Origin of the sequence: Novosphingobium olei (assembly GCF_012927405.1) — a bacterium.
In the GTDB taxonomy this organism is placed as follows: domain Bacteria; phylum Pseudomonadota; class Alphaproteobacteria; order Sphingomonadales; family Sphingomonadaceae; genus Novosphingobium; species Novosphingobium olei.
In genome coordinates, this window is the sequence record NZ_JABBGM010000007.1 from 41,416 (window position 1) to 55,655 (window position 14,240).

15 protein-coding genes and 1 pseudogene are annotated in these 14,240 nt (G+C 61.2%); 5 read left to right on the forward strand and 11 right to left on the reverse strand.

Going from position 1 to position 14,240, the window contains the following annotated elements; translation table 11 throughout:
- Positions 1 to 5: 5 nt before the first annotated feature.
- The gene (locus HHL27_RS15200) at positions 6 to 281 is read left to right on the forward strand and encodes a hypothetical protein (protein ID WP_010890990.1); all 276 of its coding nucleotides are present in this window, start codon (positions 6 to 8) and stop codon (positions 279 to 281) included.
- Here the strand turns inward: HHL27_RS15200 and HHL27_RS15205 are convergent.
- From HHL27_RS15205 to HHL27_RS15240, 8 genes are all read right to left on the reverse strand, one after another.
- Positions 248 to 1,045, reverse strand: a complete 798-nt coding sequence (locus tag HHL27_RS15205; RefSeq protein WP_010890991.1) for a lytic transglycosylase domain-containing protein — start codon at positions 1,043 to 1,045, stop codon at positions 248 to 250. The genes HHL27_RS15200 and HHL27_RS15205 overlap by 34 nt on opposite strands.
- Positions 1,046 to 1,225: 180 nt before the next feature.
- A complete protein-coding gene (locus HHL27_RS15210) occupies positions 1,226 to 1,894 on the reverse strand; it encodes an RraA family protein (protein ID WP_010890992.1) in 669 nt (222 codons plus the stop codon).
- Complete coding sequence (locus HHL27_RS15215) at positions 1,887 to 2,585, reverse strand: RraA family protein (RefSeq protein ID WP_010890993.1); 699 nt, start codon at positions 2,583 to 2,585, stop codon at positions 1,887 to 1,889. Before HHL27_RS15215 ends, HHL27_RS15210 begins: the two co-directional genes overlap by 8 nt.
- A complete protein-coding gene (locus tag HHL27_RS15220; protein ID WP_169494267.1) occupies positions 2,578 to 2,970 on the reverse strand; it encodes a Rid family hydrolase in 393 nt (130 codons plus the stop codon). Before HHL27_RS15220 ends, HHL27_RS15215 begins: the two co-directional genes overlap by 8 nt.
- Positions 2,971 to 3,047: 77 nt before the next feature.
- Positions 3,048 to 4,058 carry an amidohydrolase family protein gene (locus HHL27_RS15225; RefSeq protein ID WP_010890995.1) on the reverse strand — a complete coding sequence of 337 codons (1,011 nt, stop codon included), beginning with the start codon at positions 4,056 to 4,058 and terminating at the stop codon, positions 3,048 to 3,050.
- Between the two features lie 59 nt (positions 4,059 to 4,117).
- The gene (locus HHL27_RS15230) at positions 4,118 to 4,615 is read right to left on the reverse strand and encodes an aromatic-ring-hydroxylating dioxygenase subunit beta (protein WP_010890996.1); all 498 of its coding nucleotides are present in this window, start codon (positions 4,613 to 4,615) and stop codon (positions 4,118 to 4,120) included.
- Positions 4,612 to 5,787, reverse strand: a complete 1,176-nt coding sequence (locus HHL27_RS15235; protein ID WP_010890997.1) for an aromatic ring-hydroxylating oxygenase subunit alpha — start codon at positions 5,785 to 5,787, stop codon at positions 4,612 to 4,614. Before HHL27_RS15235 ends, HHL27_RS15230 begins: the two co-directional genes overlap by 4 nt.
- A gap of 42 nt (positions 5,788 to 5,829) precedes the next feature.
- The gene (locus HHL27_RS15240) at positions 5,830 to 6,816 is read right to left on the reverse strand and encodes a dihydrodipicolinate synthase family protein (RefSeq protein ID WP_169494268.1); all 987 of its coding nucleotides are present in this window, start codon (positions 6,814 to 6,816) and stop codon (positions 5,830 to 5,832) included.
- Between the two features lie 150 nt (positions 6,817 to 6,966).
- Between HHL27_RS15240 and HHL27_RS15245 the strand changes: the two genes are divergently transcribed.
- Positions 6,967 to 7,755 (forward strand): 1,6-dihydroxycyclohexa-2,4-diene-1-carboxylate dehydrogenase, encoded by a 789-nt coding sequence (locus HHL27_RS15245; protein WP_169494269.1) that lies wholly within the window; start codon positions 6,967 to 6,969, stop codon positions 7,753 to 7,755.
- An 18-nt stretch (positions 7,756 to 7,773) separates the two neighbouring features.
- On the opposite strand, the gene HHL27_RS22945 is transcribed toward HHL27_RS15245, so the two are convergent.
- The 3 genes and pseudogenes from HHL27_RS22945 to HHL27_RS15255 all read right to left on the reverse strand — a co-directional run bounded on the left by HHL27_RS22945 (position 7,774) and on the right by HHL27_RS15255 (position 10,752).
- On the reverse strand, positions 7,774 to 8,079 hold the full coding sequence (locus HHL27_RS22945) for an oxidoreductase C-terminal domain-containing protein (RefSeq protein ID WP_420874071.1): 306 nt from the start codon (positions 8,077 to 8,079) through the stop codon (positions 7,774 to 7,776).
- Between the two features lie 30 nt (positions 8,080 to 8,109).
- Positions 8,110 to 9,000: pseudogene (locus tag HHL27_RS15250) on the reverse strand (NAD(P)/FAD-dependent oxidoreductase); the annotation flags it as partial.
- Between the two features lie 102 nt (positions 9,001 to 9,102).
- Entirely contained in the window at positions 9,103 to 10,752 is a 1,650-nt protein-coding gene (locus HHL27_RS15255; RefSeq protein ID WP_169494271.1) for a sigma-54-dependent Fis family transcriptional regulator, read from the reverse strand.
- A gap of 212 nt (positions 10,753 to 10,964) precedes the next feature.
- Between HHL27_RS15255 and HHL27_RS15260 the strand changes: the two genes are divergently transcribed.
- The 3 genes from HHL27_RS15260 to HHL27_RS15270 are packed head-to-tail and all read left to right on the forward strand — an operon-like array spanning position 10,965 to position 14,230.
- The gene (locus HHL27_RS15260) at positions 10,965 to 12,317 is read left to right on the forward strand and encodes an aromatic ring-hydroxylating oxygenase subunit alpha (RefSeq protein WP_010891002.1); all 1,353 of its coding nucleotides are present in this window, start codon (positions 10,965 to 10,967) and stop codon (positions 12,315 to 12,317) included.
- Positions 12,310 to 12,837: an aromatic-ring-hydroxylating dioxygenase subunit beta gene (locus HHL27_RS15265; RefSeq protein WP_010891003.1), complete on the forward strand. Its 528-nt coding sequence runs from the start codon at positions 12,310 to 12,312 to the stop codon at positions 12,835 to 12,837. Before HHL27_RS15260 ends, HHL27_RS15265 begins: the two co-directional genes overlap by 8 nt.
- A gap of 25 nt (positions 12,838 to 12,862) precedes the next feature.
- Positions 12,863 to 14,230 (forward strand): aromatic ring-hydroxylating dioxygenase subunit alpha, encoded by a 1,368-nt coding sequence (locus tag HHL27_RS15270; RefSeq protein ID WP_010891004.1) that lies wholly within the window; start codon positions 12,863 to 12,865, stop codon positions 14,228 to 14,230.
- Positions 14,231 to 14,240 lie beyond the last annotated feature (10 nt).

Here is a 14,240-nt window from a genome sequence, read left to right on the forward strand (position 1 = left end):
CCTCCATGCGGCCCGACACCATCGCCGCGTGGACCCAGCTCTATGCGGCCGTCGGCCTCTTGGCCGGGATTTGCTCAGGCTGCGCTCTGCTGAAAACGATCTTCGATATCCGCGCGGGCACGATCGCGCCGCCGTCCGGTTCGGGGCTGCGGTGGTGGCTGTGGTTCCCGAAGGTATGGCTGCATTTTCAGCTCAGCTACCTCTGCGGATTTCCGTGCATTCTGGCCATTGCGATCCTCTATGCGCACTATATCGGGTTTGCGGAATTCGTCCCGTCGTAGGTGACCAATGAAACCTCGCGGTAGCCTGATGCCCAGACGGCTGTGCTGGCTGCTGTCGCTCGCGCAAGAGAGCTGGAATCTGGACGATTGAGCTGGGTAAGGCGGAGCCAGTTGGTTGTGATGGTTCGCACGTAATTGCGGGTTTCGGGGATCGCTGGGATATAGCCCAGCGTGAGGGAGCGGCGCTCTGGTCCGGCATTGTAGGCGGCCAGGGCGAGATCGACGCGTTCAAAACGATCAAGTTGCTGGCGAAGATATCGCGCGCCCGCGCGCATGTTCGCCAAGGCGTCCCAAGGGTTCCATAGCTCCAGATGCCTGGCGGTTCCGGGCATAACCTGCATCATTCCCATTGCGCCGGCCCTGCTGATTGCCCAAGCCTTGTATCCTGACTCTTGGGCAACAACTGCATCCAGCAAGCTGGCGGGCAGGCCATTCTCGCAGGCGATTTGCGACATCGCTTCAAAGTACGTTGCTCGGCGTTTCTCCACCTCGGCCGGCAACCACCATGTCTGGAGGTAACCATTCCCAGGACAAGACAGCGGGTTCTGGCTTGCGCTGGCTCCTTTGCCAATTTTATCAATTATATAGACAGGTTGGCTGATACCTTGCAAATGAGCGCGTAGCGCAACCTCGACAGGACCATCTCCGCCACTGGCCGCAATGGCAGAAGGAGCGAAGCGAGACAAATCCACTTCCCTTGCCTTCGCAGGGGCAACGAAGACCATCGCAGCGACTGCGACTATTTTTGCGTAAGTCAAAATCACGACACGCCTTTCCGGGTGGCGTGCAGTCTAGTTGGGAATGCGCACGTGGATTCAACCTAATCGCTGCATTCTTGTCAATTGATGATCTGGAAGCGCCCCCGTTGCCTATAACCTGGTGTCATTCGCGCTAATGGGTGCCTTATCGCATTCCATAGGCCAGATGCCGTTTTCGAGAACGGTTCATGCGCAGGTCCTACCCATACCGGTTTGCAAACTATGATAGCCAAATGCCTTACGTGCCTCTTCCAGGCGCTTTCCGCTATCCACGGCAGCCAATATTGCTTTCTCGGCGACCTCTATTTGCTCTGCGATTGCAAGAACCTCCTCTAGATGGGGGGCAGGGATGGCAACCACGCCATCTGAATCTCCTACCAGCCAGTCACCGGGTTCGACACGCACTCCTGCCAGCTGGATTGGATCGTTGTTGGCAACCGCGGTGGCGCGATCCTTGGCGGTGCGCATTGTCACGCAGCGCGAGAAAACGGGATAGTTAAGCGCGACGCAGCGGTCGCTGTCGCGGCATGCGCCGTCGATCACGGTCGCCGCAATACCTTTGGTATGAGCCACATAGGTCAGAATGTCGCCCCAGACGGTCTGGTTCAAGATGCCGCCATTGTCGATGGCGACCACCGCGCCAGGTGGCACTTCGTCGATATAGTCGCCGACGCTCCCACCGGTAAGGCCGACCGGCAACATCCGGATCGTAAAAGCCCGTCCGGAAAATTTCATGCCGCGAGCAACCGGAGCAAGGCCGATCAACTGGCCTGCAATTTCCAGCCTGTCCAGCGCGTCGGAGAGCGCCGTGACCCCGACGGTGTTCAGACGTTCCACAACCTTCGCTTCATCCATGATTGCTCTCCGCACCGTTCAGCAAGTCTTCGTAATTAGCCCCAAGGACTTGATCGAGTGGCGAACCCGCTTCGATCGCCAGCGCCATCGCCGCTTCGCGTGCGCTGATCCTCTCAGCTTCCCGCAGGACGTCATTCAGACGGTTCGGATCGACGAAAACCACTCCGCTGCCATCCGCGACAACCCAGTCACCCGGTTTGACGACCACGGTCCCGATCGTGACCGGGCAATCCCAGGCGTGCTCCGCAATCCGGCCTCGTGCAGTTACCGGAACCGCATTGCGCCCGAAAATGGGCAGCCCCAGTTCCCTGCTCTCGTCGACGTCGCGGCAGGCACCATCGATTATCACCCCGGCCAGGCCGTACTTGATCGCGCCTCTGCTGAGCAGTCCGCCCCATCCGGAAACATCGGCCCGGCCACGGTGTTCTATCACGATGACTTCGCCATTGCGGGCCGACATCACGGCGGCCGCGCACAGGTGGCGTTTGGGCAATCCGGCAAGCGGCGGCCCGAGCTTGACGGTTACGGCCTCTCCGGCAATCCGACGACCAGGGATGGTGAGCGGAGCCAGACCGATTACGGCGCCCGTTAGCCCAAGAGTATCGAGTGCATCGGATATCGTGCAAGTGTCGAACGAACCGAGGCGATCCGCAATCGACTGATCGTCGGTTGGTGCATCGTCTTCACTCATAGCTGGAAACAAACGCCAGTGCATCGCACTGGATCACGATATCTCCAGGCAATGAATTGTACATCAGTGTGTGTCTGGCTGGCCTTGATTGCTCGTCCGTGAATTCCATCAGCCAGTACTTGTTGATCAGGGGCTTGAGATCGGCCGAGGCAACATAGAAGGTCATCTTCGCGACATCGTCGAAGCTGCCGCCCGCCTTTTCCAGAATGCGGCCCAATTGCCAGAATGTAAGCCGTACCTGGTCCTCCGCGGTCTCCGCGACGATCCCTGTTTCGGGATCCAGCCCATAAACGCCTCCGGTGGCGACGAGGCTGCCGACCCGACTTGCGGCCGGGATCGGATTACCGGAATGGTGGAAGCCATCTACTTGAATGCTGTGTCGCACTGTTCGCCACTCCTTCGTGAACCAGGTTGGGCCATCGCGATGGCCGATCGGACCGGTCCGCGCCGGTTCGCCCGGGATTAAACATCGAGACGTGTGAACAGCTTCCGGGCATTGTGTTCAAAAATGCATGCCCGCGCTTCGTCGTCGAGTGAAGTGAGACCTTCGATCACCGGCTTGAGATCGTCGTAGTGCCGCCTGGTGAGAGGGTCGATTCCGTCGCCCGAGCCAGGCCTTTCGGTGCCGAAACAGCAACGGTCATATCCCACTGTTTTCACCAACAGATCGAGCGAATCGGGATTGTGCAAGACGGTGTCGAACCAGAATTTTCGTAGAATTTCGTCAAACGACGGGGCATCCGCAGCAATCCGTCCCTGCGCCCGTGCCATCTCGCGATGCGAACGCCAGCGTCCGATCTGGTAGGGGATCGGGCCGCCACCATGGCTGATCATGAGTTTCAGATCGGGGAAGCGATCAAACACGTTAGCCCGGTAGACCGAGGTAATCGCAAGCCCCTCCTCGGCGATGAAGTGCTCATCGTAGGATTCCCGACCGTTGCAACATTGCCCGGAATGGATGTGGGCCGGGAGATCCAGTTCGCACAGACGCCGGTAGAGCGGATACCAATAGGGATCGCCCAGCGGGGGCGATCCGTTCATGCCTTCGCTCGGATCAGGGTTGAGCAAAATCCCGACGAAGCCCAAGTCATCAACAACCCGCTCGATTTCGTCAAACAGGGATTCGACGGGTCGGCCCGCCTGTTGGGGCAGGGCTCCCACCCCCCGAAAACGATTGGGAAACATTTTCACGGTGCGGGCGATCATGTCGTTGGTGTCGCAAGTCCAATCGACGATATCTTCCCACCGGGCGGTGCCGTTCAGAGTGAGGAAAGGCCGAGGCGACAGCAGCTGGACGTCGGTACCCACGGCATCCATGATCTTGACGTTCTGTTCGGCGCTTTCCTGCAAATCGCCGTCGCTTACTTTCGCTCTATAGTTCTTTCCGTACTGCCCCCCGGAAACAATCAGATTGCTTCTGTGTGCGTATAACGATGACGGAGCTACCAGGTGTGCGTGCGCGTCGATTATCATGTCTTCTTACCTTTTTTGGCTCCAGCGCACGGTCGAATCCGAAGCCCGACATGCGAAGCTCAGATCGGGTAGACCAGATAACGCGGCAGAACCGAAGTATCGAGTTCGGCGCGGCGGGACAGCAACTTGGCGCCACCATCGTCTGACAGTCGCATTGTATCGAGATAGCGGCCGGCGGCTAGGACTTGGGTGACGCCGACATCCATCGGCGTCATGAACACCGAGAAATTCGAAACCACTTCCACCGTTCGGGCATCGACCTGGCGATGGCTGACGCGCTGGACGAAATGACGGGTGCGGTAGTCCTGAAAGGTGCCGGCCCAGATCTCGTTCACATAGGTGACGCGATCTTCGAGCCGTGCCCGGCAATCGTCGAACATGAATCCGAGCTCGAGGTTGTGCTCGGTATTTTCAGCCGCGCGGCAATAATAGGATGCTTGGTCTTCCTCGGCATAGTTTTCGAGCCAGCCCGGCATGTCCTTGCTGTCAAGCGCGTTGGCATCGGCCAGCAGCAATCGGTCGATCGCTGTTTCCAACTCGGGAATGGTGGCCGTCATGCTTCTGCCCTCTCGAAACCCATCGCCGAGCGGTAATATTCCCAGCGGGGCAGATTGCCGCTTTCATCGTTCTGCAGAAACTCCGATTCCAGCTTGCCCGGATCGCGCACGCCTTTCTGGAAGATAGCGTGGCCTGGCGTGTGACTGCCGATGTGGATCCGGTGGAAGATCGAGGCGTCTTCCATGCTGATCAGCCCGCAAGGCCCCAGCAGGTTAGAACTTTGCCGCAAGCGGTGGCGAACCATGTCCGCATCGTCGTCCTGGTGGGCGAAATAGGCATAGTGAACTTCTGTAGTCTCTGCATCGACCGGGGTGGCGAAGCGCAGATTGATGACATCGAGGTGCTTAGTCGAGACGAAGGTGGGGAACAGCTGGACGATCCGCGACCCCACCGAAGGGTCCTGCCCCTTGAACGCGATCAGTTCCTTGTCCTTGAGAACACTGGGGCCACTGGCCACCGAGAGCGCCGATTCGAAGCACACGTGCCCACGCTTAGTGCAGGTGTATTGCCGCCCTTTGCCGCCCTGCCAGTTGAGCATCTTGAACGCCGCGTGCAGCAACGGGGCATGATAGCCGTCGTTGTCGTTGTAGCCCTTCCAGTTGCTGTCGTAGCGAACCTTCTGATAGCCGAGCAGCTTCAGCCGTCCGTCGCCGGCCATCAGTTCGCGCAGGGTTTCACCGGCTTCACCGAGGAACTCGTCAAGTGGCTCAGTCTCGGCCGAAAACGTGACGAAGATCAGGCCATAGAAGAGCTCGAAACGCGGCTGCCCCAAGGGGTAATCGGCCTTGTCGAAGCCGGGCAGGAATTCGCGCGGGTTGGGGCAGCCGACCAGGTCGCCCTTGGCGTTGAACAGCCAGCGGTGATAGGGGCACTCAAACTCGGTTTTGTTGCCCATTACCGCGGTTTCGAGCTGATTGCTGCGGTGCGAGCAGGCGTTGTAAAACACCCGCACCACGCCTGCCTCGTCGCGTGAGATCAAAAGCGGGATTCCGGCCATCCGCATCGTCTTGAAATCACCGGGATTGGGCAATTCGCTCTCATGCGCGATCGGGTGCCATTCCGGGCCGTGAAAAATCCGCTTGATCTCGTCAGCGTAGAGATCCGCCCGCGTAAAGGCCGCCTTGGGAACTTCATTATAGTTCTTGGGCCAGGTCAGTGTTGTTTCAGCCATCCTCGTTTTCCCACGGGTTTGATTGCGGCAATTCAGCTCATTTCAACGCTCTGCCTCGAGCGCCTTGCCCAGTTCGGCCCACATCCGGCCCGAAGTGCGCGCGCCTTCGAGATAGGTTTCGGGGCACAGGTGATAGGGCGGACGGCACGGCCCGGCATTCATCCAGCCGCCGGCGGTCATCCGCGCCTTTTCCAGCGGGATGTTGTAGGTGGAAAATTCCTTGAAGCTGCCATTGGGGAATAGTGGCGCTGCGGTCGGCGCGAGACGGCCCATGAAGGCCTTGGCCTTGCTCCAGTCACCGCTGGCGCGGGCCTGGACGACTAGGTCGCGCAAGGTGGTGCTGACCAGCGGGTGGCAGACAGCGCCGCTGGTCCAGAAGGCATCGATCGAATCGTCCATCCGCGCCGCGCCGTAGTAGTCGAAGTCGATCGGCAGCAGCTTGATCCGCCCCTTGATCGCCGCGAGATCGGGCAGCAGGGTGCCGACGCCGATGTACTTGGCGGTGACAACCTGCGGAATTTCGGCGACCTGGCCCCAGAACGTGCGCGGGAAATCGAACTTGAACGCTTCCGGGTTGGCGTAGATCGCGATGTTGATATCGGGCACCGCTTCGGCAACATCCTTGTAGAACTGGACCGCGGTATCGACACTGGGGGCGCACCACATCGGTACGCCGAGCATGGTCCCGGTCGCACCGATGTCCACCGCTTGGCGGGTCAGCGCAATGGTGTCGCGGGTGTTGATGCAGGTCGTGCCGACAAACACCGGAACCCGGCCTGCGGCGGCATCGACGATGGTCTTCATGAAGACCAGCTTTTCGTCGAGCGTCATGGTCGCTGCCTCACCCAGTGTACCCATGCTGAGAATCCCATCGACCCCGGCCTCGATCAGGCCGTTGACCATCCGGGCTGCCTCATCGACATTGACAGTGTCGGTGGCGCGCCAATCGGAGGCGCCTTCCTTGGATGGGGTCGGGACAATCGCCCAGGCACCCTTCACATCAGCAGCAGTCAGCAATGCACGCGCCACGACCCATCTCCCAATCAGAATTCAACTGTTAGCCATTGTGTAATGCATTGCCCGTGGTCTTGGCAAGTGCGGAATACGGAATTAAGGTGTGCGGCGGGAGCAGGATCAAATGTATCGCAGGAATGCGGACTTGGCTGGGAGAAGTTCAGAATGACTGTTGCAAGCGACAGATTCGCAGGCAAGATCGCGGTTGTCACGGGCGCAGCCCAGGGGATTGGTCTTGCGGCCGCGCAGCGCTTGGGTCGCGAAGGGGCGACGGTGGTGGTTGCCGACCGGGCCGAGCAAGCGACTCGGGAAGCGGTTTCGCGACTAAGGGCCGAAGCTGTCGACGCACACCCTGCCATCCACGACCTTGAGCAACAGGCCGGAGCCGTTGACCTTTATCAGGCGGTCAGCGAAAACTTCGGACGGATCGACATCGCCGTCCACAATGTCGGCGGCACGATCTGGGCCAAGCCCTATTGGGAGTACACTCCGGACGAAATCGTCGCCGAAATCAACCGTTCGTTGTGGCCGACGCTGTGGTGCTGCCATGCCGTGCTGCCGTACATGCGCGCGGCTGGCAGAGGTTCGATCGTCAACATCGGATCGGTAGCGACCCGCGGGGTAAACCGGGTGCCCTATGCGGCGGCCAAGGGCGGTGTGGCGGCGCTGACCGCGGCACTTTCGCTGGAGCTGGGGGACTGCGGCATCCGGGTCAACTGCGTGGCCCCGGGCGGGGTCAACGTGACCCGGGTTACCCCGCGCAACACCGCCCCGCCTTCGGACGCAGACCGCAAGGGCTTTGGCGAAGTGATGGAACAGACCCTGCGCGACACCCCATTGGGCCGCTTCGGCGAGCCTGAGGAACTTGCCGCCGCGATCTGTTTCTTCGCGGCCGACGAGGCCTCCTACATCACCGGCCAGACGCTCTATGTTGCTGGTGGCGGGATCGGCTGATTCCCGCCACTGCTTGGCTTAGCTGGCCTGCTTGAGGATGTCGCGCAGCGACACATCGGCATCGGCCAGCTGCGCGGCCTGGGCCTTGGCCCGGCGCTCGACCAGCCGCTTGCCGATGCCCATGTCCGGTGCGCGGTTGACTGTCAGCACACCCTCGATCGTCTCGCCCGACTGGAAGAAGGCGGCAAACTGATTGCTGGCCGGGTCGCCGCGTAGGGTTACCTCGGCCTGCACCGGGATATGGCCGCAGAACTGGATGTTGAGATCGAACTGGTCGCTCCAATACCATATCGGCTTGCAGTAATCGACTTCTTGCCCAAGCATGGCGAGCGCTGCGGCCTGGGCCTGGTCGGCCGCGTTCTGGTAGGTTTCCTGACGGATATGGCCGCCAAAGAAGCTGTCCTGTTCGGCCACGTCGCCGGCCGCAAAGACATTCGCGTTGCCGGTGCGGCACTGGCGATCGACGATGATGCCGTTGTTGGTGACAATGCCTGCGTCACGGGCCAGGCTGATTTCCGGCACGATCCCGACGCCCACCACCACGGCATCGCAATCGATCAGCGAGCCGTCATCGAGTTCGACCTGCGTCACCCGCCCGCCAGTCACCTTCATCGCGTTGACGCCGCGCCCGAAGCGGGTATCGACCCCGCGCCGGCGATGCTCCTCGCCCAGCCATTGCCCGAATTGCGGGCCAAGCGCGCGGATCATCGGCGCCGCAAGCGGCTCGATCGCCGTCACCCGGCAGCCCAGCTTGACAGCGCTCGCCGCCACTTCCGCCCCGATCACGCCCATGCCGACAATCACGATCCGCGCCCCGTCCTTGAGGTCCGCCGCCATCCGGGTGGCATCGTCGCGGGTGCGCAGATAGTGCACGTTGGCGGCATCGGCGCCTTCCATGTTGAGCTTGCGCGCAGAACCGCCAGTCGCCAGCAGGATGCGATCGGCCATGATCAGCTCGCCCCCGGCCAGGCGCACGCCGCTTGCTGCCAGATCGAGCGCTTCGGCGCGCACGCCCAGTCGCATGTCGATGCGGTTGGCCGCATACCAAGCCTCGTCATGGAGGAAGAAGTTGTCCGGAACGTTTGCCGGATCCCATAGCACTTCCTTGGACAGGGGAGGGCGCTCATAAGGCCGCCAGGGTTCCTCGCCGATCAGCGTGATGCGGCCATCGAAGCCAGCCTGGCGCAAGGCCTCCACCGCGCGGCCGCCTGCAAGATTTGCTCCGATCACGGCTACCGACTTCATGCGATTCTCCCAACTTTGCAGGCCTTCCGAGCGGGCCGGGGCCAAGTATACTTGTAGCTAACTGAACTTTGCACAATATGCAATGCGTTGACACTTGAGCTGCTACAGCGCTGGTACCTGCGGCTCCATCTTCTCGAGACGCAGGGCCAACTGGCGGCGGGTCATGCCAAGCGTGCGCGCGGCGCGCGCCACATTGCCGCCGCTGGCCTTCAGCGCCTCGCGGATTACCAATTGCTCCATCTCCAGCAGGCTTCCGCCGCCATCAACGATCAGATCCAGCACCTGACGCATGAGGCCATTACGATCGCCGGCCATGTCGACAGTGCCGATCCGGCCGTCGCTGGTCACCCCCATCGCCGGATTGAGCTCCAGGTTGTCGGTTTCCAGGAACAGGTGCCGCAAGTCGATCGCCCGCCCGTCGTCGGCGAGCAGCACCGAACGTTCCACCATGCGCTCAAGTTCGCGCACGTTGCCGGGGAAATCGTAAACCAGCAACGCGTTGATCGCCCGCGCGGTAAAGCCGGGTACGGTGCGGCCATAACGCTGGGCGTAGCGCATGCGGAAATGTTCGAGCAGCACGGGAATGTCCTCGCGGCGCTGGCGCAGCGGCGGCACACGGACCGGCAAGGTCGATATCCGGTAGAACAGGTCGGCGCGAAACGTGCCCGCGCGCACCGCTCCGGTGAGTTCGATGTTCGACGCCGCGATCAGCCGGATATCGACACGTGTTGTCCGGGTATCTCCAACCCGCTCGAACTCGCCTTCCTGGATCGCGCGCAGAATCTTGGACTGCGCCAGCGGCGAAAGGGTGGCGATCTCGTCGAGGAATAGCGTTCCGCCATTGGCCAGTTCGAACCGGCCGGGCCGGGCCGCAACCGCGCCAGTATAGGCCCCCTTGGCCACGCCGAACAGCTCCGATTCGATCAACCCCTCGGGGATCGCCGCGCAGTTGAGCGCGATGAACGGCTCCGCCTCGCGCATGCTCAGCCGATGAGCGAGCTTGGCCAGCACTTCCTTGCCGACCCCGGTCTCGCCCATTAACAGCAGCGTCGCATTGCTCGACGCGGTGCGTTCGATCATGGTCTTGGCTGAGAGGAACCCTGCCGAGATCCCAATCACCGTTTGGCCCCCATCATGCCGCGTTTCGGGCAGGACCAGCGGCGTCGCGGCCAATTCGAGGTTGTCCAACTGATCCCATTCGGGTTTTGGTTTGGCGTGAAGTACGCAGGCGGCATCGCCTCGCCCCGCACATTCCACTTCGCGCATGATGATCGGTTGTCCCGCGAAGGTTGTGGCAAAGCCGCTGGCAAAGCCAGTCTGCATCCAGCACACCGGGTCAGTGCTGTACCCGGTCGCGCTGAGATGGATCGCCGCCTCGATCGAATCGTGGACCCTGAACCGGCCTTCGAAATGCCCTCGCGAGGAATCATTTTCCAGGATTTCGATCTGGGTCCAGCCAAACCCGGTCAAGGCGTGCGCCTGCGGTCCGACCGCGAATGCTTCAAGATAATCACCATCCGGGCGTAATTTTTTCGCGCCGATCGCGCACCGTGCGCCTTCGGCAAAACCGACACCCCAGAAGAACCGGCTGGCCGCTTCGTGCCCCAATTCGGCAACTAGGCGGCTGCGCCAGCTGGCCAGAGCCGCTTGGCTGAGCAGTACGCAGCGTTCACCATCGTGCCAGATCCGGCCCATTTCCGGTGAGAACTGCAGCTTGCTGGCAATGTCGGCGTAGCCTGGAAGTGTCTTCATCCGGTCAGGCTATCAGATTCGTAACTTTCGGGCCAGACTCAAGCCTCGACATTTACATTTACGTCGATCTGCAAGCTGCCTCGCAGTGGGATTGACCAACCCGGACTGCTGTAAACCGGTAAGAAACCGATATTGGCACGACTCGTGCTTAGAACTTTCGCGACACGAAAAATCGATGCCGACTTTAGCCATACTGTGCGGGAGAGGATCAAATGAACGACAGCATTGCCGATCTGGTTGATTCCCGCACCGGGCGCCAATCGCGCTCGATCTACGCGAGCGAAGACATTTATCGGCAGGAACTTGAGCGGATCTTCGGGCGCTGCTGGCTGTTTCTGGTCCACACCAGCCAGATTCCGAAGCCGGGCGACTATTTCCGCACCTTCATGGGCGAAGACGATGTGATCGTGATCCGCCAGAAGGACGGGTCGATCAAGGCGTTCCTCAACAGCTGTACCCATCGCGGCAACCGGATCTGCCGCGCCGATCGCGGCAATGCGCGCGCTTTCACCTGCAACTATCACGGCTGGTCTTTTTCCCCGGACGGCGCGCTCTCCGGGGTGCCGCTGGAAAACGAGGCCTATTTCGGCGAACTCGACCGCACCAAGTTCGGCCTGATCCCGGTGACGAAAGTGGCCGAGTATAAGGGCCTGGTGTTCGGCTGCTGGGATGCCAATTCGCCCAGCCTCGATGACTATCTGGGCGATGCCAAGTTTTTCCTCGATGTCTGGCTGGATGCCATGCCAGGCGGATCGGCACTGCTCGGCGAGACGCAGAAGATGGTGCTGGGCACCAACTGGAAGCTGCCAGTCGAGAACGTCTGCGGCGATGGCTATCACCTGGGCTGGGCCCATGCCGGCGCTATGGCGGCGGTCCAGTCGATGGACCTCACCGGGCTCAGCGTCGGCAATTCCGGGGTCGATCTCGATGGCGGGCTGTCGGTCGCCGGCATGAACGGGCACATGGTCCTGAGCGCGCTCGACGGCGTTTCCGGCTATGCCTTCTATCCCGATCCCAAGCCGATCCTCGAATACCTGGAGGCCAACCGCCAGACGGTGATCGACCGTCTGGGCGAAGTGCGCGGCAGGCAGGTGTGGGGTGCGCAGGTCAACATCACCATTTTCCCCAACCTGCAGCTGCTGCCCGGGCTCAACTGGTTCCGGGTCTATCATCCCAAGGGTCCCGGCCAGATCGAGCAGTGGACCTGGGCCATGGCCGAAAACGACATGCCCGAGGCGGTGAAAGCGCAGATCCTCGAAAACCAGTGCCTGACCTTCGGCCTGGCAGGCCTGTTCGACAACGACGATGGCGACAATCTGACCGCCTGCACCGAACAGTCGCGCGGCTGGCGCACGGCGCAGATGGATGTCTACACCAACATGGCGCTGGGCCGCTCGGGCAAGCGCGAGGGCTTCCCCGGCGATATCGCCGCCGGCTTGGTAAGCGAACACAACCAGCGCTATTTCTACCGCCGCTGGCAAGAGCACATGATGGCGGAAACTTGGGCCGAAGTGCCCACGTACAACATCAACTCGTTGACCGAACAGGAAGCCGAGCATGCTTGACCGGCCGCTTGCCCCTCCACCGGTGGAGGTGATCGTTGCTGTCACCCAGGCACTCCACCGCGAAGCCCGGCTGCTCGACAACGAAGATTTCGAAGGCTGGCTGGCCATGCTCGGCAAAGACGTCAGCTATCGCCTTGAACTGAAGAGCCGAAGGTTCCGCGCTGACCGTTCGCCGCCTTTACCACTTGGCCCAGGGGTAATCTTCAACGAGGATCTGGGTCGGCTCAAAATGCGGGTGGATCGCCTGAAATCCGGCTTCGTCTGGGCCGAGGATCCTCCCAACTACATCCGCCGCGCTGTCTCCAACGTGGAGGTTCTGGCCACCCAGGCCGATAACGAGGTGCGGGTCCATTCTGTGCTGGTGATGCACCGGAACCGGATCGACGGCACTACCCGCCTGCTCACCGCCGGACGCACCGACCTCTGGCGCAGCGAAGGCGGCGCGTGGCTGCTCACCGCGCGCGAGATCGTGCTGGACCATTCCGTGCTGCCGGACAGCAACCTCAACGCCTTTTTCTGAACAATCCTGACGGGAGAGAACAATCATGCGCTTCGAACGTATCGGTCGCGAACCGGATTATTCACGCTACATGGACCTCAAGGAAGGCTGGCTTGACCGCCGGATCTTTTCGGATGCCGACATCTACGAGGAGGAGCTGTACCGCATTTTCGCGCGGTCGTGGCTGTTCGTTGCCCACGAAAGCCAGATCCCCAGTTCCGGAGACTTCCTGACGACCCACATGGGCGAAGATGCGGTGATCGTCGCCCGCCAGCCCGACGGATCGATCCGGGTCATGCTCAATTCCTGCCCGCACCGCGGCAATAAGGTGTGCTTCGCCGATGCCGGGAACACCCGTCGGTTCGTCTGCAATTACCACGGCTGGGCGTTTGACACCGCCGGCGACCTCAAGGGCATGCACGAGGAATATTGCTACGACGCGGGCGATATCGACTTCAAGAACCATGGCCTCAAGAACGTCGCCAAGGTCGGCAACTACAAGGGCCTGGTGTTCGCCACCTTCAACAGCGATGCGCCGAGCCTGGAAGCCTGGCTAGGCGATTTCCGGTGGTATCTCGACATGATCCTCGACAACGAGGAAGGCGGCACCGAATTCATTGGCGGCTGCATCAAGTCGGTGATCAGCGCGAACTGGAAGTTCGGGGTCGAGAACTTCATCGGCGACGCTTACCACGCCGGCTGGACGCATGATTCGGGCACTCGGTCGATGAACAACGGCCAGCCGTTCCCGCCGATCGACATGGATAATTCCTATCACGCCAGCGTGAACGGCCACGGCTGGGAATTCGGCACCGAAGGCGTGGGCGACCTCTTCCTGCTCGGGCGCCCCAAGGTGATGGACTATTACAACAAGATCCGCCCGAAGATGGCGGAACGCCTGGGCGAGATGCGCTCGAAGATCTTCGGTTCGGTCGCCTCGGCATCGATCTTCCCCAACGTCTCGTTCCTGCCGGGCATTTCCACCTTCCGCCAGTGGCAACCCAAGGGGCCGATGCAGTTCGAATTGAAGACCTGGGTGATCGTCAACAAGAACATGCCCGACGACATCAAGGAGGAAGTGACCAAGGGCGTGATGCAGACCTTCGGCCCCGGTGGCACCTTCGAGATGGATGACGGGGAAAACTGGGAGAACTGCACCACCGTCAACCGCGGCGTCGTCACCCGGCACGAGCGCCTGCACTATCGCTGCGGGATCGGCCGCCAGATCGAACATGATACCCTGCCGGGCATCGTCTATCGCGGCCAGTACAACGACGCCAACCAGCGCGGCTTCTACCAGCGCTGGCTCGACATGATGACCCATGACGAATTCGGCAAGATGCCGGCACGGCCCGAACCGCAGCTGGGCAATGTGGCCGAAACCCGCGACCTTCCCGGCCTGTTCGCGCTCTGAGAGGAACTAC